Source organism: Streptomyces sp. NPDC055287 (assembly GCF_053646035.1).
The window spans coordinates 118,349-138,314 of record NZ_JBSHNE010000009.1 but is presented as its reverse complement, the minus strand read 5'-3'; the positions used below and the strand labels follow the sequence as shown (position 1 = coordinate 138,314).

Annotated in this window: 24 protein-coding genes; 19 read left to right on the top strand and 5 right to left on the bottom strand. The window is 70.5% G+C overall.

The annotated features are described in order from the left end of the window. Nucleotides 1-18: 18 nt before the first annotated feature. Nucleotides 19-444, bottom strand: a complete 426-nt coding sequence (locus ACWIHY_RS16915) for a hypothetical protein (protein ID WP_454376413.1) — start codon at nucleotides 442-444, stop codon at nucleotides 19-21. Between the two features lie 84 nt (nucleotides 445-528). On the opposite strand from ACWIHY_RS16915, the gene ACWIHY_RS16910 reads away from it, so the two are divergent. From ACWIHY_RS16910 to ACWIHY_RS16870, 9 genes are all read left to right on the top strand, one after another. Then, nucleotides 529-1,155, top strand: coding sequence for a hypothetical protein (locus ACWIHY_RS16910; protein ID WP_454376412.1), 627 nt, complete (start codon nucleotides 529-531; stop codon nucleotides 1,153-1,155). A gap of 40 nt (nucleotides 1,156-1,195) precedes the next feature. Next, nucleotides 1,196-2,308 carry a hypothetical protein gene (locus tag ACWIHY_RS16905; protein WP_454376411.1) on the top strand — a complete coding sequence of 371 codons (1,113 nt, stop codon included), beginning with the start codon at nucleotides 1,196-1,198 and terminating at the stop codon, nucleotides 2,306-2,308. Between the two features lie 6 nt (nucleotides 2,309-2,314). After that, complete coding sequence (locus ACWIHY_RS16900) at nucleotides 2,315-3,160, top strand: hypothetical protein (protein WP_454376410.1); 846 nt, start codon at nucleotides 2,315-2,317, stop codon at nucleotides 3,158-3,160. Further along, complete coding sequence (locus ACWIHY_RS16895) at nucleotides 3,147-5,522, top strand: hypothetical protein (protein WP_454376409.1); 2,376 nt, start codon at nucleotides 3,147-3,149, stop codon at nucleotides 5,520-5,522. Before ACWIHY_RS16900 ends, ACWIHY_RS16895 begins: the two co-directional genes overlap by 14 nt. Further along, nucleotides 5,519-5,752, top strand: a complete 234-nt coding sequence (locus ACWIHY_RS16890) for a hypothetical protein (RefSeq protein WP_454376408.1) — start codon at nucleotides 5,519-5,521, stop codon at nucleotides 5,750-5,752. The genes ACWIHY_RS16895 and ACWIHY_RS16890 overlap by 4 nt, the downstream gene beginning before the upstream one ends. Before the next feature lie 79 nt (nucleotides 5,753-5,831). Beyond that, nucleotides 5,832-6,473 (top strand): hypothetical protein, encoded by a 642-nt coding sequence (locus ACWIHY_RS16885; RefSeq protein ID WP_454376407.1) that lies wholly within the window; start codon nucleotides 5,832-5,834, stop codon nucleotides 6,471-6,473. Nucleotides 6,474-6,573: 100 nt separating this feature from the next. Then, nucleotides 6,574-7,446: a peptidoglycan-binding protein gene (locus ACWIHY_RS16880; protein ID WP_454376406.1), complete on the top strand. Its 873-nt coding sequence runs from the start codon at nucleotides 6,574-6,576 to the stop codon at nucleotides 7,444-7,446. A gap of 28 nt (nucleotides 7,447-7,474) precedes the next feature. After that, entirely contained in the window at nucleotides 7,475-7,732 is a 258-nt protein-coding gene (locus tag ACWIHY_RS16875; protein ID WP_138901621.1) for a hypothetical protein, read from the top strand. A 196-nt stretch (nucleotides 7,733-7,928) separates the two neighbouring features. Beyond that, nucleotides 7,929-8,231: a hypothetical protein gene (locus ACWIHY_RS16870; protein WP_454376405.1), complete on the top strand. Its 303-nt coding sequence runs from the start codon at nucleotides 7,929-7,931 to the stop codon at nucleotides 8,229-8,231. Nucleotides 8,232-8,352: 121 nt separating this feature from the next. On the opposite strand, the gene ACWIHY_RS16865 is transcribed toward ACWIHY_RS16870, so the two are convergent. The 3 genes from ACWIHY_RS16865 to ACWIHY_RS16855 are packed head-to-tail and all read right to left on the bottom strand — an operon-like array spanning nucleotide 8,353 to nucleotide 9,577. After that, on the bottom strand, nucleotides 8,353-8,541 hold the full coding sequence (locus tag ACWIHY_RS16865; protein ID WP_454376404.1) for a hypothetical protein: 189 nt from the start codon (nucleotides 8,539-8,541) through the stop codon (nucleotides 8,353-8,355). Further along, nucleotides 8,538-9,287, bottom strand: a complete 750-nt coding sequence (locus ACWIHY_RS16860; protein ID WP_454376403.1) for a hypothetical protein — start codon at nucleotides 9,285-9,287, stop codon at nucleotides 8,538-8,540. The genes ACWIHY_RS16865 and ACWIHY_RS16860 overlap by 4 nt, the downstream gene beginning before the upstream one ends. Beyond that, nucleotides 9,287-9,577: a WhiB family transcriptional regulator gene (locus ACWIHY_RS16855; protein WP_454376402.1), complete on the bottom strand. Its 291-nt coding sequence runs from the start codon at nucleotides 9,575-9,577 to the stop codon at nucleotides 9,287-9,289. The genes ACWIHY_RS16860 and ACWIHY_RS16855 overlap by 1 nt, the downstream gene beginning before the upstream one ends. A 172-nt stretch (nucleotides 9,578-9,749) precedes the next feature. Between ACWIHY_RS16855 and ACWIHY_RS16850 the strand changes: the two genes are divergently transcribed. From ACWIHY_RS16850 to tuf, 7 genes are all read left to right on the top strand, one after another. Further along, nucleotides 9,750-10,196: a helix-turn-helix domain-containing protein gene (locus tag ACWIHY_RS16850; RefSeq protein WP_454376401.1), complete on the top strand. Its 447-nt coding sequence runs from the start codon at nucleotides 9,750-9,752 to the stop codon at nucleotides 10,194-10,196. Nucleotides 10,197-10,312: 116 nt separating this feature from the next. After that, on the top strand, nucleotides 10,313-10,528 hold the full coding sequence (locus tag ACWIHY_RS16845; protein WP_454376400.1) for a hypothetical protein: 216 nt from the start codon (nucleotides 10,313-10,315) through the stop codon (nucleotides 10,526-10,528). A 93-nt stretch (nucleotides 10,529-10,621) separates the two neighbouring features. After that, nucleotides 10,622-10,933, top strand: a complete 312-nt coding sequence (locus ACWIHY_RS16840) for a hypothetical protein (RefSeq protein ID WP_454376399.1) — start codon at nucleotides 10,622-10,624, stop codon at nucleotides 10,931-10,933. Between the two features lie 264 nt (nucleotides 10,934-11,197). Then, nucleotides 11,198-11,569, top strand: coding sequence for a 30S ribosomal protein S12 (gene rpsL / locus ACWIHY_RS16835; protein WP_003948652.1), 372 nt, complete (start codon nucleotides 11,198-11,200; stop codon nucleotides 11,567-11,569). A 2-nt stretch (nucleotides 11,570-11,571) separates the two neighbouring features. Next, entirely contained in the window at nucleotides 11,572-12,042 is a 471-nt protein-coding gene (rpsG, locus tag ACWIHY_RS16830) for a 30S ribosomal protein S7 (protein ID WP_028812383.1), read from the top strand. Nucleotides 12,043-12,080: 38 nt separating this feature from the next. After that, on the top strand, nucleotides 12,081-14,210 hold the full coding sequence (gene fusA, locus ACWIHY_RS16825; RefSeq protein WP_454376398.1) for an elongation factor G: 2,130 nt from the start codon (nucleotides 12,081-12,083) through the stop codon (nucleotides 14,208-14,210). A gap of 145 nt (nucleotides 14,211-14,355) precedes the next feature. After that, a complete protein-coding gene (tuf, locus tag ACWIHY_RS16820) occupies nucleotides 14,356-15,549 on the top strand; it encodes an elongation factor Tu (protein ID WP_454376397.1) in 1,194 nt (397 codons plus the stop codon). A 107-nt stretch (nucleotides 15,550-15,656) separates the two neighbouring features. On the opposite strand, the gene ACWIHY_RS16815 is transcribed toward tuf, so the two are convergent. Further along, entirely contained in the window at nucleotides 15,657-17,711 is a 2,055-nt protein-coding gene (locus ACWIHY_RS16815) for a PIG-L family deacetylase (RefSeq protein WP_454376534.1), read from the bottom strand. A gap of 296 nt (nucleotides 17,712-18,007) precedes the next feature. On the opposite strand from ACWIHY_RS16815, the gene ACWIHY_RS16810 reads away from it, so the two are divergent. From ACWIHY_RS16810 to rplC, 3 genes are all read left to right on the top strand, one after another. Next, the gene (locus ACWIHY_RS16810; RefSeq protein WP_454376396.1) at nucleotides 18,008-18,532 is read left to right on the top strand and encodes an excalibur calcium-binding protein; all 525 of its coding nucleotides are present in this window, start codon (nucleotides 18,008-18,010) and stop codon (nucleotides 18,530-18,532) included. A gap of 469 nt (nucleotides 18,533-19,001) precedes the next feature. Next, nucleotides 19,002-19,310, top strand: a complete 309-nt coding sequence (rpsJ, locus tag ACWIHY_RS16805; RefSeq protein ID WP_003948644.1) for a 30S ribosomal protein S10 — start codon at nucleotides 19,002-19,004, stop codon at nucleotides 19,308-19,310. Nucleotides 19,311-19,321: 11 nt separating this feature from the next. After that, complete coding sequence (rplC, locus tag ACWIHY_RS16800; protein WP_028812377.1) at nucleotides 19,322-19,966, top strand: 50S ribosomal protein L3; 645 nt, start codon at nucleotides 19,322-19,324, stop codon at nucleotides 19,964-19,966.

The window sequence follows — 19,966 nt, the reverse complement described above, 5'->3', positions numbered from 1 at the left end:
GAGCGACAGCGGCCGGGCTCAGAGTTCGGTGACCGCCACGTACCCCAGGAAGAGGACGAGCAGTGCGGTGGCGGCGACGAACGCCGCGAGGAAGAAGAACGCGCTTGTGCCCAGGGGCATCGCGACCAGGTCCACGACCGCGAAGGAAACGGTCTTCGGGTCGTCCTTCCGGTAGCGCAGGCGCGCTCGGGAGCCGGTTTTCCGCCGGTCGTCGTCCGAGGTCCGCGTGACGTACGCGTGCTGGCTCTCGCCGTCCGCAGTGGTGAAGCGGTACAGGTGGCGGGACGAACCCGAACTGACACAGGTGCCCACGACGCCGACGGTGCCGCGCAGGCCGTCCAGGGTCCGGCGAAGGAACCCGACGGCCTTCCGGGCGATCAGCCGGCTCATCCACAGGATGCCCGCAGCGATGATCACGGACAGTAAACCCAGGAATATCCCCATGTGTCCCCTCGGTCCCGCGTGGTGCACGGACAGCGAACCGCCCCGGACGCTAGCACACAGAAATCAGGGAGAGGAAGTGTCGTCATGGCCGATCCGGACCTGCGCATACCGCGAAATCCGGCCCCCAGCCCCGTACCGGCTGCCGAGAAGTCGAAAGGAGAAAACGGATTCGTCGAGGCTTTCAAGAAGTACACCGCACGCGAGCTGGTGAAAAAGCCCGAATTCACCCTCGTCAAATCCGAGGTGAACGGCCTCGTCGCTGCGGTGAACGGGATCAAACCCGAGCTCAACGGAGTGGCGGCCACCGCCAACGTACTGAATGCGGAGGCGACCGTCTTCAAGGCGGAGTGGACCGGGATCGACCTCGCGGCGAGGGCCGAGGAGGCCCAGAACCGGCGCCTCGGCCAGACGCCCGAACAGCTGAAGGTCCATGCGCAGGCGGCCCTGGACCTGGCCAAGGAGCTCCGGCCGCACGTGCAGCGTTTCATCGACAAATACCCGCCGGGGAAGATCGAGCGGGAATTCAGCGGCCACAACACGCGAATTCGAATCGTCGAGGACTATATGCGGCGCGTGCAGGGCAGGTCGGCGAACAGCGTCGCGCGAGGCGTGCAGGCGACTCCGCAGTCCGCCGCGGATGCCACGCAGACGGCGCGGCACCTCAACAATCTGGAGCGCCGTATCAACGGGCTCATCGCCGCTCTCGGCTAATGCGTGCGGAAAGTCGGGTGATCAATGGATTGGAACAGACATGTCTCTCGTGAGTTCACTCAACAAAGCCTCCGGTTCACTCCGGGGATTCAAGTCCACGGCCGACACCGCGGGGCGTGGAGTCAACGCGCTGCAGCGCGCCGCCGGGAACGCCGTCGCCCCGCTGAACCGGTTGAAGACGGGGGCCGGCCAGGCGGACAGCGCCATGGGCAAGGTCAGGGGCGGGGCCGACCGGGCCAGCTCGTCGATCGGGAAGCTGCGGACCGCGGCCGCGAACGGGAACAGCGCGGTGGGCAGTCTGCGGACCGGGCTGCGGAACGCGGACACGTCACTGGGCAAGGCCAAGGGCGGGGCCGACAAGCTCAAGAGCGCCCTGGACAAGCTCAAGGGCTCCGCAGACCGGGCGAAGACCGCTCTGCGGGGGGTGAAGCAGCAGTCCGACGCCGTGGAGAAGTCCGTGGGGAAGGCCGGCAAGAACGCCGACAAGACCGGGCGGACCATGGGCGGGGGCCTGGCCAAGGGGCTCAAGGGTGCGAGCCTCGCGCAGCGGGGACTCAACCTGGTCATGGCCGCGAACCCGTTCGGCCTGATCATGGCGCTGCTCGCGCCGCTGATCCTTCAGTTCGTGAAGGTCGACAAGATCGTCGCGGTCGTACGGAAGGGCTTCAAGATCGGCATGGCCGCCATCTCGTCCGCCACCTCGGCGGCGATGAAGGCGATCGGGCCGATCCTGCGCGGTATCGGCAACGTCCTGCTCACACCGTTCCGGGGCTTCGCCAGCGCCGTCAACGTCGTCATCGGCGCCCTGAACGGGTTCAAGGTCAGCATCCCCAGCTGGGTACCCAAGTTCGGCGGCAAGTCGTTCTCGATCAACCTGCCGAAGATCCCGGTTCCGCACCTCGCCAAGGGCGGTGTCGTTCCGGCGCGCAACGGCGGAACGCTGGCGCTGATCGGTGAGGGCGGGGAGTCCGAGGCCGTCATCCCGCTGAGCAGGCTCGACCGGATGATGAGCCCCGGCGCCGGGCGGGCGCAGATCGCCCGGCTCGCCGAGGCCGTCGAGCGGCTCGCCGAGCGTCCCGTCCACGTACAGGTGGACTCCCAGACCATCGCCCGCGCCGTCCTCGTCGGGCAGCGCCAGCTCGCCCGGAGGTAGGCAGACATGGCAAGGAACCTCTGGATCGGGAAGCCCGGTCTGCTGCGGGAGATCTCCCAGGCGGCGAAGAGCTGGGACCGCAGCGCGGACCTGAACATCACCGAATTCCGTTCCCTGGAGGGCCGGGTGACGCTCGTCGCCCCGCCCAGGACGACACGCCGCATGAAGCTCTCGTTCGAGTGGCTGGAGCCGGACGACGCCCAGCATCTCGTCCGGCTCGCGCGCAGGGTCACCGGGCCGGGCATGCTCGGCCGCGACGTGCCCGCCGGGGGCTCGGCCGTCGTACTCGACCCCGCTTCGGTCAATCTGCTCGACCCGCTCCAGGCGGCCGGGCAGAGCCGCGACCCGCGTGGCGGCGACCACTGGTTCACGGTGGCCGGCGACCTCACGTTCCGGCCGTCGGCCGGCGACGTGTTCACCGGTGACTGCAAGGACGTGGCGAGCGCGGTCGGCTGGACCCACGGCACCTGGAGCGGCTGGCCGGTGGCTCCGGGCATGAACGTGTCGTGGATGGTCCCGCCGGAGTGGGACGACGCCGTGTGCACCGCACAGCTCGACTGGAAGACGGTGGACGGTTCGTACCTCTCGACGACCGCGGTGTCCGGCCCCGTCGTCACCGGTACGGCGCCGGCCGAGGCCGCTTTCGTCACTCCGGTCGGCCGGCCCGGCCAGACCGGCGCGATCGCGCTGGCCGGGGCCTGCCTCACCATCGGCGAGGCCCCGGTCGCCCACGCGCTCGGTGACGGCTGCCCGCCGATGGCGGTCACCGGCCTGACGGATACGCCGTCGGCCCGGCTGCCGTACCGGAACATCGCAATCGATCTCGTGGAGGTGCGCGGTGCAGCCAACTGACGAGGACATGGAGGCCGCGCTCGCCGCGCCCGAGCGGGTGCCCGCGCACTCGACCCGGCTCGGCGGCGCGGAACTCGGCCCGCAGGTCCAGTCCTGGAAGGTGGAGCGGGCGTACAACACCGACCTCCCGGAAGCCATGCGGGCGGTCTCCGGCAGCGCCTCGGCGCAGCTGGAGGTCCTGCTCGGCGGGGCCGACGGTGAGCACGCGCCGCGCCTCTACTCGGCGTGGGCCGACCGGTCCACCGGCGACGTGGTGCGCCCGGGGCAGTCCGTGGTGCACTCCGCCGGGGTCGCGGACCGGACGCTGCCCGCGTTCCGGGGCACGGTCCGCTCCCGGTCGGCCGCCTCGGGCAGTGACACGGTCACGGTCCAGGCGCTGGACGGGGCGGAGCGGCTGCGCGGCCCGGCGTCGCTGCCGCGCCCTTACCACGGCTTCTACTGGGGCCGGCCGGTCGCCACGGCGACGTGGTGCGTGGACGAACTGCTCCGCCAGGGCGGCATCCACACGTGCCCGCCGCCGCGCGCCCCGCTCGCGGACGACAAGGACGTGGCCCCGTTCACGGTGCTGTACGCGTCGCTGCACGGCGGGTTCAATTCGACGTACGGGCAGCCCGAGGTCCTCCCCGGCAGCGGCTCGTACCGCTGGATCCGGGACGGAGCGCCGTTCGAGATGGCGCTGATGCCGGAGCAGCCGGCGCTGCGGGCGGCGTGGATGCCGCGTTCGCGGTTCGTGCTGCCGGGCAAGGTGTTCCAGGTCGAGTGCTGGGCGAACACGGCGCTGGCCAAGGACAGCCTGATCGAGATGAAGGCGCTCTTCGACCGCAGTGGCGGGGCTTCCGGCTATCTCAGCGGGCGGTTCGACATCTCGACGGGGACCGTGCGCATCTCGTCCGGGACGGTCGACGGCGGTTACTGGTACTTCGAGTGGACGTTCCCCAAGCTGGCCGCCCTGCGGGGCAGCTGGCACCTGGGGTTCATGGTGGACACCCGGGGGACCGGTGCCACCGTGCTGCCGACGGTGCAGCCGCGGCTCACCGCGCCCGACGGCTCGTACCACGTGGGCGGCATGGCGACGTACGTCGAGGCGGCCGCCGCGCACCCGCGTTCCGAGCTCCAGCAGATCGACCTGGTCACGGACATGGCCGTGGAGTGCCTCCAGGTCACCGACCGGGTGTGGGCGGACACCGCGTCCTACCCGCGCGCCGAGTGGGAACAGAAGGACCAGTGGCGCAAGGGCGCGGAACTGGACGACGACGCGCTGCCGCTGTTCGACATCCCGAAGGTGTCGGGCTCCCAGTGGGACGCGATCAGCGAGATCGCCCGCGCGTCGATGTCCACCGCCGAGTTCGACGAGCAGGGTGTCTTCCGCTGGCGCGGCCCGTCGCGCTTCACCAAGGTGCCGGTCGCCCCGGACGCGACGGTGACCACGGTCCGCGACATCTCCGCGCTGACCGTCAGCGAGGAGATCGACGCCTGTCGCAACCACTGCGAACAGCCGTACCAGGACTGGGCGGGCATCGGGCTCGCCCACGGTACGGCGCAGACCGACACCCGGATCAGGGAGATCAAGCCCGGGATACCGGAGGAGGTGACGTACGCGATCGGGGAGGACGAGAGCGACATCGGCCCGCCGACCATCGCGGACGACACGTCCGCGTCGATCGCCAGCCACCGGGTGCGGTTCGGCAGTACGGCGACGGGCGGTACGGCGGTGAAGGGCCAGGTCACCGTGAGCTCCCGCCGTGAGGGGCCGGCGTACATCGTCCGGTTCACGAACACCGGGACCACCAGCGTGTGGACGGTCACCAAGGACGGCAAGCCGTCGGTGCAGATCGACCCGCTCAAGCGGTCGGCGGACCCGACGCAGCGGGTGTGGGCGCGTTGGAGCCCGGCGAGCCAGCAGCACTACGGCAAGCAGCAGTACCTGGCGCCGGCGTCGGACTGGGTGCAGTCGGCGACCACGGCGTACACCCTCGCGCAGGCGATGCTCGACGCGGGGCGGTACCCGGTGCCGGTCCTCGGCGAGGTGGAGGTGCTGCACGATCCCCGGCTCCAACTGGGCGACGTGGTACGGGTGGTCGATTCGGCCGGGGCGAAGCTGGACACCCTGGCGTGGGTGGTCGGCATGCGCACCACGTACACGGCGGGCTCCGCGCCGCAGCAGGTCCTGACGCTGCGCGGGACCGGGTACAACGGCGTCCCGGCCGACGAGGGCCTGGTGCCCGACGCGCCGCTCGATCCGGCGTACGGGCGGCTGCGGACGTACCAGATGGTGACGGCGCAGTACGCGCAGCTCGCCGATCTGACGGCGGAGCAGCTCACCTACCGGACGCTGGTGGAGACGCTGGGAGGTGCGGCATGACCTCGGACGGCGCGCGTACGCCGGAGCCGGAGCCGGTGGTGGACCCCGTGGCGGTCGCGCCGGAAGACGCCGGCGGGGAGGGACCGGGGGAGCAGTCGCCGCCGGGGGATCCGACGTATCCCTCGCCGGACGCCCCCGCGCCGATCCCGGTGCCGATCGACGATCCGGTCACACGGGAGGGCGACGGCGGCATGCCGCCGGACACCCTGCCGCCGCCACTCGGCGGCTGATCCCGCCACGTCCGACAGCGGGCCGGCGCCCTGCGGGGCGCCGGCCTTTCTCGTACCCGCTTCCCAGGAGGCCCCTGTCATGGTCCAGCTCACCCCGCTCAGCAACCTTCCCTACCCGCAGCCCACCGACGCGGCCAACGTGCCGCTGCACCTCCAGTCCCTCGCCGAGGCGCTCGACGGCCGGACGGTGCTGCGGGTCGCCAACACCGTCAACCTGTCCGCGATCGCCGCGCCGGTGACCGGGATGCTGGCCTGGGTCACCACCCCCGGCCGGTACTACTCCTACACGGGCAGCTACTGGCACCCGGTCGCGCCGAGCCCGGTGCTGAAGCTCAATCCCGTGGCCGGTACGACGGCTTCCGCGTCGTACATCGAAGCCCTGACGGGATCCACCGGGGACACGATGGCCGCCGCCTTCACCGCGCCGCCGTCCGGCACCGTCCTCGTCACGGTCGGCGCCCGGATCAACAGCAGCGTGGCCACCGGAGCGGGCTTCATGTCGATGACCGTCAAGCAGGGCACGACGGTCACCCTGGCCACCGCCGACACCCGTGCGGCGATCTTCGGCGGCGGCATGCAGTGCTCCGCGTCGACCCAGTTCCAGGTCAGCGGGCTGAGCGGCGGCGTCTCGTACACCGCCACGCCCGCGTACCGGTCCTCGGCGACGACCAGCACGGCGACGTTCGCCCACCGTTTCCTGCGGATCGACCCGGTCCACTGACCTCGCGCCCGCTTCCGCCGGCCCCGGCCCGTCGTGTCCCACGGCGGGCCGGGGCCATTTTGCGCACGCACCCGCTGTGCCCCGACCCCAGGAGGTCCTGATGGCGGCACCCCTGTCAGCCCACGCCTTCGCCCGCGCCCTGCGCGAAGAAGGCGTCCGTCTCACCGAGCACGCCGACTGGCGCACCCACCACCGCAACCACAAAGGCGCCTGGGGGCCCGTCAACGGCGTGATGCTCCACCACACCGCCGGCTCCAGCAGCGTCGGCTTCTGCCGCCGGGGCACGCCCGAACTCCCCGGGCCGCTGTGCATCGGCGTCATCGCCAAGGACGGCACGGTGCACCTGGTCGGGTACGGCCGTACCAACCACGCGGGCAACGGCTGCGCCGCCGTGCTGAACGCGGTCCGCGAGGAGCGGGCGCTGCCGAAGCCGGGTCCGGATGCCGTCGACGGCAACGCCCGGTTCTACGGCTTCGAGATCGAGAACCTCGGCGACGGCGCCGACCCCTACCCGGCGGGCCAGCTCGACGCCGTCGAGCGGCTGTCCGCGGCGCTGTGCCGCGCGCACGGCTGGTCGGCGGCGAGCGTGCTGGGGCACAAGGAGTGGACCCGGCGCAAGATCGACCCGTCGTTCTCGATGGACGGCATGCGGGGCCGGATCGGCGCGCGGATCGGCGGGCGCCCGGGGCCCTCGCGGCCGGCACCGCCGAAGCCGCCCGCCTCGCCGTACGCGCCGTTCCCCGGCGGCGCCTTCTTCGTACCTGGCCATCGTGATCCGTTGTTCACGGCGGTCGGAAGGCGACTGGTGGCCGAAGGGTGCGGCCGGTACTCGGTCGGTCCCGGCCCGGTCTGGGGCGCCGCCGACCGGGCGTCGTACGCCGCCTGGCAGCGCAAGCTCGGCTATCGCGGTACGGACGCGGACGGCACCCCGGGGCGGGCGAGCTGGGAACGGCTCCGCGTCCCGCGGGCCTGAGCGCGACAGAAGGAGAGGTGGTCCGCGGATGATGCGGGAGTACGAGGAGAGAGGCGTGGTGGTGGAGCTGGAACGGCTGCGGCGGTCGGTGGACGTCGGATTCGCCACCACACGAGGCGATCTGGCGCTGTTGCTGCAGCGCGCCGACCAGACGGACAAGGTGCTCGGTGAGCACGAGGAGCGGCTCGACGCGCTGGAACGCTCGCGCTGGCCGCTGCCCTCGCTGGCCGCGCTGACGTCGTGTGCGGCGCTGGCGGTCACGTTGTGGCAGGCGGCGGCGCGCTGAGCGGCGTGCGTGCGAAGCCGGAGCGAGATCGCGCGAGCGCGCAATTAGCCTGCTCGCGTGAGCAATTCGGGGCGTGTGGGGCCGGTGAGGCGCCGCACGCCCCGGCTTGCCTGCGTTACGCTGCCCGCATCGAACGCACATTCGAGAAGGTGGCGATTCTGGAGCGTGGGCGCCGAACGGTGAAGGGGGAGGTGCGATGGTGAACAGTGCCGGAGAGCGGCTTGCCGACGTGGTGGCCGCGGCGGTGGAGGTGGCGGCCGAGGCCGGAGAGGCCGGTACGTACAACGCGGAAGTCGCTCGCGCGATCGCCGCGGTCGTGAACAAGGTCGGTGCGCGCGTGGTGATCGACGCGGAGGTCCGTGGGTTCACGAGCGGCTGGCGCGAGGCGATGGACCTGGTGACGGGCGACGAGAGCGAACCGGCCCGGATACTGCGACTCCCCGACCCCGTCGACGACCCCGGCGCGGCCCCACGCCCCGGCCGGGGGCAACGCCCCTGACGCACGCGGCGCCCGCCCGGCCGGGCCCCCGGCCCCGTATCGCACGAAGCGAGGCGGCCGCACCCACGACAGGGTGCGGCCGCCTCGCTTTTCCCGCGTGAGGAGAAAGGGGTACGTGCGGTCAGGAGCGGCGGCGGGCGGCGCGCTCCGCAGCGAAGACGTCCTCCAGGCGGAAGAGCTGCGCCCGGCCCTGCCGCCCGGCCGGCGCGAGGTGCCCCAGCTGGACCCACTTGCGGATGGTCGCGGGAGCCACGGCGACCTCCCGGGCGGCCAGCGCGCCGGTGATCAGGGGCTGGGCCGAGGCGCTCATCGGGCCTCCCCGGCGCCCTCCGGGGCGGGGGCGCGCTCGTCGAGGGCGACGCCCATCTCCCGCGGGTCGCCGCCGCTCGCGACCAGAGCGGTCCAGGCGCCCTCGCGCCACACGTGCCGGAAGACGGGGTCCGTACGGCAGTCGCAGTCCTCGTCGGCGCAGCGGCAGGCGGGGTTCACGCACAGCACGGCACGCCGGGCCGGAAAGGCGCGCAGCGACACGGAAGCGCACCACGGGCAGCGGCCGCCGACCCGGACCATCGGCTCGGTGTCGCCCAGCGCGCGCCCGCAGCGCCGGGCCATCCGGCGCAGTTCGTCCCGGACGTGGCCGGCGAGGACGGGGTGTACGGCGACCCGGTCGAGCAGCGCACCGATGCGGGCGAGCCGCTGCGGGACCCCGGCGCGGCGGGGCCGGCCGAGGCCGAGCTTCTCGTGCACCGCCTCGTCGAGCTCGGTCACGCCGTCGCTGATGTCCCGCAGCGCGTCGGAGACGTGGAGCCGCAGCGGCGCGGCGGAGTGGCCGGGGACGCTGAGACCGTGGTCCCGCTCGACGGCGAGCGCGTCGCGGCGCTCCTCGCGGATGCGGGCGTCACGTGCGGCGAGTTCGGCGGCGCTGGGTTCCGGGCGGTCACCGGACCGCCCGCGGGTGCCGGGGGACAGCTCGGCGAACAGCTCGGGGAGCTGGCGGACCAGCAGGGCGAGCCAGAGTGCGGTGTCGTGGGCCGGTGCGGGCGTGGTGGGTGCCATCAGCGTTCCCCTCGGTGCTGGGCGGTGTGCGGGGTACGGGTGACCGGGCGGCCGTTGCGCCAGAGGCGTCCGGCGCTGACGCCGTCGAACCAGCTGTCGGCGGGGGCCACGGTCTCCTCGCAGCGACGCACGACCGGGCAGCGCGCACAGGCGCGCAGGGCGGGCGCCGCGTCCCTCTCCCGGCGGGCGAAGACGATCTGCGGCGGCAGTCCGGAGCAGGCGGCGGCCGAACGCCACCACGAGGACAGCGGGTCGCGCTCGTCGTCGTGCTGCGGGGCTAATGAGGTCATGACCGCAGACTGACATGTTGCGAGCGAGCGCGCAACAACATATTTCCTTGGTGGTGCCGGGCAGTAAGCTACCCGTGTGGACACAAATCCTCCCAAGAACCAGCTTCCGTGCGGGTAATTCTGCGCGCGCAAGCGCGCTAGGCTGTTTCCTGCTTCGGAGGGAGGCAATCTCATGACCATCAGCGAGCTCGACCGGTTCGCGAGCTGGGTCGAAGACCTGATCCGGCAGCGTGGCTTCGACATCGACAGTCCCCGCGGCGGGGGCAAGTCCCGGCTGGCCGACGAGGCGGGCGTCCATCGCGCCGCCATCACCCGGCTGCTGCAACGCCAGAGCATGCCGGACCTGGAGACCACCCGGCGCCTCGCCCACGTCCTGCGCGTGCCGGTCCGGGACATGCTCATCCGCTCCGGCCGGCTCAGCGAGGAGGACCTCCCTCTCCCCGACCGGCCCCGCGCCGCGCCCACGGGCGCGGACGGCGGGGCCCCGCGGCTGACCCTGGAGGAGGCGGCGGCCGGACTGGGCGTACCCGAGGACCAGCGCGACATGTTCATGCGGGTGGCCGGGCAGTTCCTCCCGCCCGTCGCCGACCGGCATGACCGGCGGCGCATCGGGGAGTAGCGCCCGGTGGGCGCCGAGTAAGCTGCTGCGGCCTGTCTCCCTCCGCGCGCAGGCAGGCAATGCCTGCGGCGGCGCCGCGCCGCGCAGTGACGGGACGGGACGGGAAAGAGAGACGCATGGTCGAGGGCGACGAGCGCTCCCGGCCGCCCGGCGACTCCTCCCGCCCCGGCGCCGGCCCGCCGCCTCCGAAGCCCCGGCCGCTCCCGCATGACCTGCCCGGACTCCTCGCCTCGCTCGGCGAGTACCTGGAGGGTCACGGACCCGAGGAGCTGGTCGTCCTGCTGCGCACGGAGATCGAACGCCGTGAGCTGCGCGCGTACGCCAACGGCTAGCGCGACGCGGCCGCCGAGTACGACGACGTCCTGCGCCGGGCCGACCAGGCGCGGCGCCTCTCCCTGGTCTCCCGCACACCGGGCCGAGCCGCGGTGATCCCGTTCCCCCAGGACGGCCAGGACGGAGGCGCGGGACGCGAGGGGCGGGGCGGACCGGAGCACGAGACGGGTACGCACGACGCGACAGAGATACGGACGGCCACCCCGGCCCCCACCACGCCGCCGCGCGGTGAAGAACCCGCCGGCCCGGACCCCGCCGCCGTACGCGACGCCCCGCCCGCCCGGCGCACCACCCGCGCCACTCTCGTCCCGAAGAGCCGCAGCTCCAAAGTTCCGACGATACCGAGGCTCCGCACGGCCCGGCTCTCCTCCCGCCAGGACCGCGAAGAGGGCGAGGGCCCCTGACCGGGTGCCCGTCCTGTCCCGCGCGTGGGCATTTGTTTTGACCGGAGTCCATGAGGTAGGTACGCTCAGACCTTGTGCCTGGGGTGTGTCTGGGCTCCCGTGCGTGCGTATGTCCGTTCGGTGAGAGTCAGGTCTACAACACACCGCAACCTGTGTCTTCCTCGCGATCGCGGGGACTTGCAGTGTTCGACACACCCGACCGCGTGGGTCGGTGGTGTTCCAGGTTAGTTTCACAGTGATCGGCACACAGAAACCGGAGAAGTAGTGCCTACGATCCAGCAGCTGGTCCGCAAGGGCCGGCAGGACAAGGTCGAGAAGAACAAGACGCCCGCACTCGAGGGTTCCCCTCAGCGCCGCGGCGTCTGCACGCGTGTGTTCACGACCACCCCGAAGAAGCCGAACTCGGCCCTGCGTAAGGTCGCGCGTGTGCGTCTGACCAGCGGGATCGAGGTCACTGCTTACATCCCGGGTGAGGGACACAACCTGCAGGAGCACTCGATCGTGCTCGTGCGTGGTGGCCGTGTGAAGGACCTGCCGGGTGTTCGTTACAAGATCATCCGCGGCTCGCTCGACACCCAGGGTGTCAAGAACCGCAAGCAGGCCCGCAGCCGCTACGGCGCCAAGAAGGAGAAGTAAGAATGCCTCGTAAGGGCCCCGCCCCGAAGCGCCCGGTCATCATTGACCCGGTCTACAGCTCTCCTCTTGTCACGTCGCTGATCAACAAGATTCTGCTTGACGGCAAGCGTTCCACCGCCGAGCGCATCGTTTACGGCGCCATGGAAGGCCTCCGCGAGAAGACCGGCAACGACCCGGTCATCACGCTGAAGCGCGCGCTCGAGAACGTCAAGCCCTCGCTCGAGGTCAAGTCCCGCCGTGTCGGTGGCGCGACCTACCAGGTGCCGATCGAGGTCAAGCCCGGTCGTGCGGCCACCCTCGCGCTGCGCTGGGTCGTGGGTTACTCCCGCGCCCGCCGTGAGAAGACCATGACCGAGCGCCTCATGAACGAGCTGCTCGACGCCTCGAACGGTCTTGGCGCTGCCGTCAAGAAGCGTGAGGACACCCACAAGATGGCCGAGTCGAACAAGGCCTTCGCGCACTACCGCTGGTAGTCGCTACCCACATCGAGACCGAGAGAAGATTGAGCCTTATGGCCACCACTTCGCTTGACCTGGCCAAGGTCCGCAACATTGGGATCATGGCCCACATCGACGCGGGCAAGACGACCACCACCGAGCGGATCCTCTTCTACACCGGTGTGAGCTACAAGATCGGTGAAGTCCACGATGGCGCAGCCACCATGGACTGGATGGAGCAGGAGCAGGAGCGCGGCATCACGATCACGTCTGCCGCGACGACCTGCCACTGGCCGCTCAATGAGGTTGATCACACGATCAACATCATTGACACCCCCGGTCACGTCGACTTCACCGTCGAGGTGGAGCGTTCGCTCCGCGTCCTCGACGGTGCCGTCACCGTGTTCGACGGTGTGGCGGGCGTCGAGCCGCAGTCCGAGACTGTCTGGCGTCAGGCGGACCGCTACGGCGTTCCGCGTATCTGCTTCGTCAACAAGCTCGACCGCACCGGCGCCGAGTTCCACCGTTGCGTCGACATGATCGTCGACCGCCTCGGTGCGGTTCCGCTGGTCATGCAGCTCCCCATCGGTGCTGAAGCAGACTTCAAGGGCGTCGTCGACCTCGTGACGATGAAGGCCTTTGTCTGGTCCGCCGAGGCCGCCAAGGGCGAGATGTACGACATCGTCGACATCCCCGACACCCACACCGAGGCTGCCGAGGAATGGCGCGGCAAGCTCCTCGAGGCTGTCGCGGAGAACGACGACCAGATGATGGAGCTGTACCTCGACGGCCAGGAGCCGTCGGTGGAGCAGCTGTACGCCGCCATCCGTCGCATCACCCTCGCGTCCAAGGGCAGCGCCGACTCCGTCACGGTCACCCCGGTGTTCTGTGGCACCGCGTTCAAGAACAAGGGCGTCCAGCCCCTGCTCGACGCGGTCGTGCGTTACCTGCCTTCCCCCCTGGACGTCGAGGCCATTGAGGGCCACGACGTCAAGGACCCGGAGAAGGTCGTCCAGCGCAAGCCTTCCGACGACGAGCCGTTCTCCGGTCTTGCATTCAAGATCATGAGCGACCCGCACCTCGGCAAGCTCACCTTCGTCCGGGTTTACTCGGGCCGCCTCGAGGCCGGCAGCTCCGTGCTGAACTCGGTCAAGGGCAAGAAGGAGCGCATCGGCAAGATCTACCGCATGCACGCGAACAAGCGTGAGGAGATCGCGTCGGTGGGCGCCGGCGACATCATCGCCGTCATGGGCCTGAAGCAGACCACCACCGGTGAGACGCTGTGCGACGAGAAGCAGCCGGTGATCCTGGAGTCCATGGACTTCCCGGCGCCGGTCATCGAGGTCGCGATCGAGCCCAAGTCCAAGGGTGACCAGGAGAAGCTGGGTGTTGCCATCCAGCGTCTCTCGGAGGAGGACCCCTCCTTCCAGGTGCACACCAACGAGGAGACCGGCCAGACCGTCATCGGCGGTATGGGCGAGCTTCACCTCGAGGTTCTTGTCGACCGCATGAAGCGCGAGTTCCGCGTCGAGGCGAACGTCGGCAAGCCCCAGGTCGCCTACCGCGAGACGATCCGCAAGGCCGTCGAGCGCATCGACTACACGCACAAGAAGCAGACTGGTGGTACCGGCCAGTTCGCGAAGGTGCAGATCGCCCTCGAGCCCATCGAGGGTGGCGACGCCTCGTACGAGTTCGTCAACAAGGTCACCGGTGGCCGCATCCCCCGGGAGTACATCCCGTCGGTGGACGCGGGCGCGCAGGAAGCCATGCAGTTCGGCATCCTGGCCGGCTACGAGATGGTCGGCGTTCGCGTCACCCTTCTCGACGGTGGTTACCACGAGGTCGACTCCTCCGAGCTCGCCTTCAAGATCGCCGGTTCGCAGGCGTTCAAGGAGGGTGCCCGCAAGGCCTCTCCCGTGCTCCTCGAGCCGATGATGGCCGTCGAGGTCACCACGCCCGAGGACTACATGGGCGATGTCATCGGCGACCTCAACTCCCGCCGTGGCCAGATCCAGGCCATGGAGGAGCGCAGCGGCGCTCGCGTCGTGAAGGGCCTCGTGCCCCTCTCGGAGATGTTCGGCTACGTCGGAGACCTCCGCAGCAAGACCTCGGGTCGCGCAAGCTACTCGATGCAGTTCGACTCCTACGCCGAGGTTCCGCGGAACGTCGCCGAGGAGATCATCGCGAAGGCCAAGGGCGAGTAACTCCCCCGAGTTGACGCTTTAGGCTTGACCCGACTGTCGGGGCTTTCCCCGCGACCCGTGTGGGAAACCCCGGCGGTCGGCACCCCAGCAAAGATCACCTGGCGCCGATGAAGCAAGGCGTACAGAACCACTCCAGGAGGACCCAGTGGCGAAGGCGAAGTTCGAGCGGACTAAGCCGCACGTCAACATCGGCACCATCGGTCACATTGACCACGGTAAGACGACGCTGACCGCGGCGATTACCAAGGTGCTGCATGACGCGTACCCGGACCTGAACGAGGCCTCGGCCTTCGACCAGATCGACAAGGCTCCTGAGGAGCGCCAGCGCGGTATCACGATCTCGATCGCGCACGTCGAGTACCAGACGGAGTCGCGTCACTACGCGCACGTCGACTGCCCCGGTCACGCGGACTACATCAAGAACATGATCACGGGTGCGGCGCAGATGGACGGCGCCATCCTCGTGGTCGCCGCCACCGACGGCCCGATGCCGCAGACCAAGGAGCACGTGCTCCTGGCCCGCCAGGTAGGCGTGCCGTACATCGTTGTCGCGCTGAACAAGGCCGACATGGTGGACGACGAGGAGATCCTGGAGCTCGTCGAGCTCGAGGTCCGTGAGCTCCTCTCCGAGTACGAGTTCCCGGGCGACGACCTCCCGGTCGTCAAGGTCTCGGCGCTCAAGGCGCTCGAGGGCGACAAGGAGTGGGGCCAGACCGTCCTCGACCTGATGAAGGCCGTCGACGAGTCGATCCCGCAGCCCGAGCGCGACGTCGACAAGCCGTTCCTGATGCCGATCGAGGACGTCTTCACGATCACCGGTCGTGGCACGGTCGTCACCGGTCGTATCGAGCGCGGCATCCTCAAGGTCAACGAGACTGTTGACATTGTGGGTATCAAGGAAGAGAAGACCACCACCACGGTCACGGGCATCGAGATGTTCCGCAAGCTGCTGGATGAGGGTCAGGCGGGCGAGAACGTCGGCCTCCTCCTCCGTGGCATCAAGCGCGAGGACGTCGAGCGCGGCCAGGTCATCATCAAGCCCGGTTCGGTTACGCCGCACACCGAGTTCGAGGCCCAGGCCTACATCCTGTCGAAGGACGAGGGTGGCCGTCACACCCCCTTCTTCAACAACTACCGCCCGCAGTTCTACTTCCGTACGACGGACGTAACGGGCGTGGTGACCCTTCCCGAGGGCACCGAGATGGTCATGCCTGGTGACAACACCATCATGACGGTCAACCTGATTCAGCCGGTTGCCATGGAGGAGGGCCTCAAGTTCGCCATCCGTGAGGGTGGCCGGACCGTAGGCGCCGGCCAGGTCACCAAGATCAACAAGTAGTTTGTTGGCTTGACCTGGTTGCTCCTGCACGAGCACCAAGAAGGGCCCCGGCCCCGTCGTTCACGCGACGGGTGCCGGGGCCCTTCTGTCGTTGCGCAGGCCTTCTCCTACGGCCGCCAGAGCCAGGGGTGGGCGTCCGGGCCCATGCCGACCACGACCGGGCCCCGGGGGCCGAGGTGCAGGGTGGGGCCCTCCAGGGAGGCGGGGGATCTCTCGCGCCGGATTACCCGGCCCGCCCTGAGCAGCTGGGCCCGGCCCTCGCGGTCCCGGCCCACCAGGACCGGCCCCTTCGGTGCCGCTGCGGCGCCCACCGCGCCGTAACCGTGGAAGCGCAGGCGGGCCGGGCCGGTGCCGCCGACCCGGGCCGTCGTCAGGCGGGACGTGGCGGGGCGGCGGTACAGCAGGTCGATGCCGCCGTCCGGCGCCGGTTGCGCGGTGAGGGAGCCGCCGGGGGTGGGCAGGCCCGTACCCGGGCGCGGGCCCACCGGGCCGTCCGGGGCGTCCTGGGTCCAGTGGTGGATGGTCTCGTGTCCCGCTGCGAAGACGTGGACCCGGCCGCGCCCGTCCACCGCCGTGGCGAGGCCGTCCTGGATCTCGCCGCCGGCGAGGTCGCGCCAGGCGCCCCAGCGGCCGGCCGTGTCGCGGACCCGCGTGCTGACGCCCTTGTCCGCGTTCCGTACGAAGAGGTGGACCCGGCCGTCGGGCGCCGCCACCGCGACGGGGGAGCCGATGCGGCGGCCCCGGTCGTGCCGTCTTTCCGGGTTGCCGAGGCCGGTCCAGGCACCGAACGCTCCGCCGGGCGTCCGCTGTTCGAGCAGTACGATCTCGCGCGTGTTGGCCGCGCCATGGCCCGCGAGCGCGGAGAAGCGCAGGCCGAAGAGGAGCTGCCGGCCGTCACGGAGTGCCGCCGAGCCGAGTGCGGGCGCCAGCGGACCGCCGCCGAGGTCGACCGGGGCGCCCCACGCGCTGCTGCCGGCCTGCGGCTCGCGCCAGCGCGCGAGCCGCAGGCCCAGCACGCCGTACGCCTCCAGCCGCCCGTCGCGGCCGGTGGTGACGACCGGGCGGGTGCCGGGGTAGCGGTAGTGGGTCGAGCGGACCCAGCCCTTGGGGTTGGTGAGCGGGCGGTCGCCGCCGACGTTGTAGTCGCCGCAGCCCGCCGGGTTGCCGCACTCCCAGTGGGGAGCCCCGCCGTACGGGACGAGATGGGATGCCTTCTCCCGTAGGACGGGCTCCGGGAGGTTCTTCGGCCAGTGGCGGTTGTAGTAGCCGCGATAGGACGCCGCGACGAAGGCCGGCACCTCTCCGCCGCCCTCCGTGGCCTCGGCGACCCGCCGGATCATCGCGGCCCAGGCGAACGACGCGACGGCGGTGTGGTCGGCGTGGTCGGAGTACCCGGGCTGTTCGCTGTCGCGGCGCCGGGTGGCCTCGTCGCTGTGCTGGATGTCGGGGTCCGGGTCGAGGGTCTGCACAAGCGTGGGGCGGTAGCGCTCCATCAGCCCCGCGAGTACGTCGACGAGCCCGTCGTAGTCGTACGATCCGGCCTTCTGCAGCGGCGAGTCGTCGGCCACGACGGTGCGCAGCGAAAGCCCGCGTGCTTCCCAGAGGCTGGGCAGGCCCATCCGGCCCCGCGTGGTGTGCATGGCCAGGTTGAGGAAGACCAGATCGACCCGGCGCCCGCCGTTCGCGAGCGTGTTCCGCTCGGCCCTGCGGTCCCCGCGCAGGGTGGTCACGGACTTCTGCCACTTCGTGAACCGGGGGAGGCCCAGGAGGGCCGCGTACGCCTGGCGCAGTCCCTGGTGGCGGGCGGAGGAGTACGCCGTCCGGTCGGCCGGCTGCGGCCCGGCGCCGGGGATCCGGTTGACGCCGTTGGCCTCGCCCGCGGTGACGTACACGCAGACCAGCGGGACGCCGGAATCCAGCGTGTGCCGGGTGTCCGGGTTCATGAAGTACAGGTCGTCGTCCGGGTGGGCGAGTATCTGCATCAGCAGGGCCCGGCGTGGGCTGGATATCTGCTTGCCGGGCATCGGATCGGGCGCGGGGCCCGTGCGGCGCGGGGCGGGTACGGAGCACGAGGCGAGGGTGAGCCCGGCGGTGAGGGCGGCAGTCGAGGTGAGCAGGGCGCGCCGGGCAGGGCGCGGCCCCGGCCGCTCCGGTGCCGGGATTTCTTCCGGGGCCTCCTCCGGGACCTCTTCCGGGCGCACGGGAGCGCCTTCATTCGTGCTGCCCAAGGCCCGCGCTCCGTCCGCTTCCCCCGCTGCGGGTGCTCCCCGCGGCGCGCGTACATCCCCGTCGATCTGATGGCGCGGCCCGCCCCCCGAGGCCGGGCCGCGTTGGTCTAGACGGCTGCCCGGGCGTCCGGGTTGCCCGGCAGGGCTCCCCGATTCTCCGGGGCCCCCGACACGTTCGGAGCAGTCGCGGTCGAGTGGCAGGGAAAGATCGCGCTGCTTACGTTCGAGAAATGAACCTTCGTACCGCCGCAGCGGCCCTGGTGCTGACCGCAGCCGTCTCCATTCCGCTGTCCGGCGTCGCGCACGCGCAGCCGGACCTCGACTGCAGCGACTTCACCTTCCAGGAGGAGGCGCAGGCGGAGTTCAGCCGGGACACCAGTGACCCGAGCGGGCTCGACGAGGACCCGGGGGAGGACGACGGCATCGCCTGCGAGGCCCTGCCCAGCAGGGGCGAGATCGGCACGGCCACAGCCGTCACCCCGGCGCCCGCCACCACCGAGGCCACAGAGCCGGCCACGGACACGGTGCCGGATAGCGGTCCGGCCACCACAGCCACCACCCCGGCCACCGCCGCGCCCGTGCAGCCCACGGTGTCCCCCAGTCGCGGCGTCAGGGGCGGTACCGGCAGCACCGTCGCAGGTGGCAGCGGGACCGGCCAGACCGTCCTCGGTGTCGGGCTGACGGCTGCCGCCGCCGCTCTGACCGTCGGTCTCGTGGTAGCCAGGCGAAGGCGCCGCGACGCCGGACGGCTCTGAACCGAGCGCCACGGCCGGGCGGCTGCGGCGCGCCCGGCCGGAGCACTGGGTTTGACGTCCGTCACGCACGGGGTAATCTCTTGCGCCCGATTGGCGCGGGCTGTGCCCCGTATGGCAGACTGTCGGGGTTGCTCGGTTGAGTGCCGATGCTGCGCGCCTCCCGTCGGGAGGACCGGAAGCGAGTCCCACAGTACTCGTCGCCCTAACTGCCCCTCCGGGCAGCGCTGGGGCGGACGTACGGGAATCTTTCGGGAAGCGTCAGCGGGGCTGATACCAGGCGCCCGGTGGGTGTTCCGCCCTCGGCTTGCGGTCGCGGACCGCATCCCCTACTGCAGGGAAAACCTTCAGGGATTTCTATGTGGCGAGGATGCGACACGCCCGACCGCGTGGGTCGGAGAAGAGAACCGTGCTGACACAGACAGCCCCCGGGTCCCAGAGCGTTATGAGAGAACAGGACTACTAGGTAGCCATGGCGGGACAGAAGATCCGCATCCGGCTCAAGGCCTACGACCACGAGGTCATCGACTCTTCGGCGAAGAAGATCGTCGAGACGGTGACTCGCACTGGTGCGTCGGTCGCAGGCCCGGTGCCGCTGCCCACAGAGAAGAACGTGTACTGCGTCATCAAGTCGCCGCACAAGTACAAGGATTCTCGCGAGCACTTCGAGATGCGCACGCACAAGCGCCTCATCGACATCCTCGACCCCACTCCCAAGACCGTTGACTCGCTGATGCGCCTGGACCTTCCGGCCGGCGTTGACATCGAGATCAAGCTCTGAGGGGCGCGGAGATGGCTAAGCAGATTAAGGGAATCCTGGGCGAGAAGCTCGGCATGACCCAGGTCTGGGACGAGAACAACCGGGTTGTCCCGGTGACCGTCGTCAAGGCCGGGCCTAATGTCGTGACCCAGGTCCGCACGAATGACTCCGACGGCTACGAGTCGGTCCAGATCGCCTTCGGCGAGATCGACCCTCGCAAGGTGAACAAGCCCCTCAAGGGCCACTTCGCCAAGGCCGACGTGACCCCGCGCCGCCACCTGGTGGAGCTCCGCACCTCCGACGCCAGCGAGTACACGCTCGGCCAGGAGATCACTGCCGAGGTGTTCGAGTCCGGCGTCAAGGTTGACGTCACGGGCAAGAGCAAGGGCAAGGGCTTCGCCGGTGTCATGAAGCGTCACAACTTCGCCGGTGGCAAGGCTTCCCACGGTGCCCACCGCGTGCACCGCAAGCCCGGTTCCATCGGTGGCTGTGCCACTCCCGGCCGTGTCTTCAAGGGCATGCGCATGGCGGGTCGTATGGGCAACGAGCGGGTCACCACCCAGAACCTGACCGTCCACGCCGTTGACGCCGAGAAGGGTCTGCTGCTCATCAAGGGCGCCGTCCCCGGCCCCAACGGTGGCCTCGTCCTGGTCCGCACCGCGGCCAAGGGGGTTTGA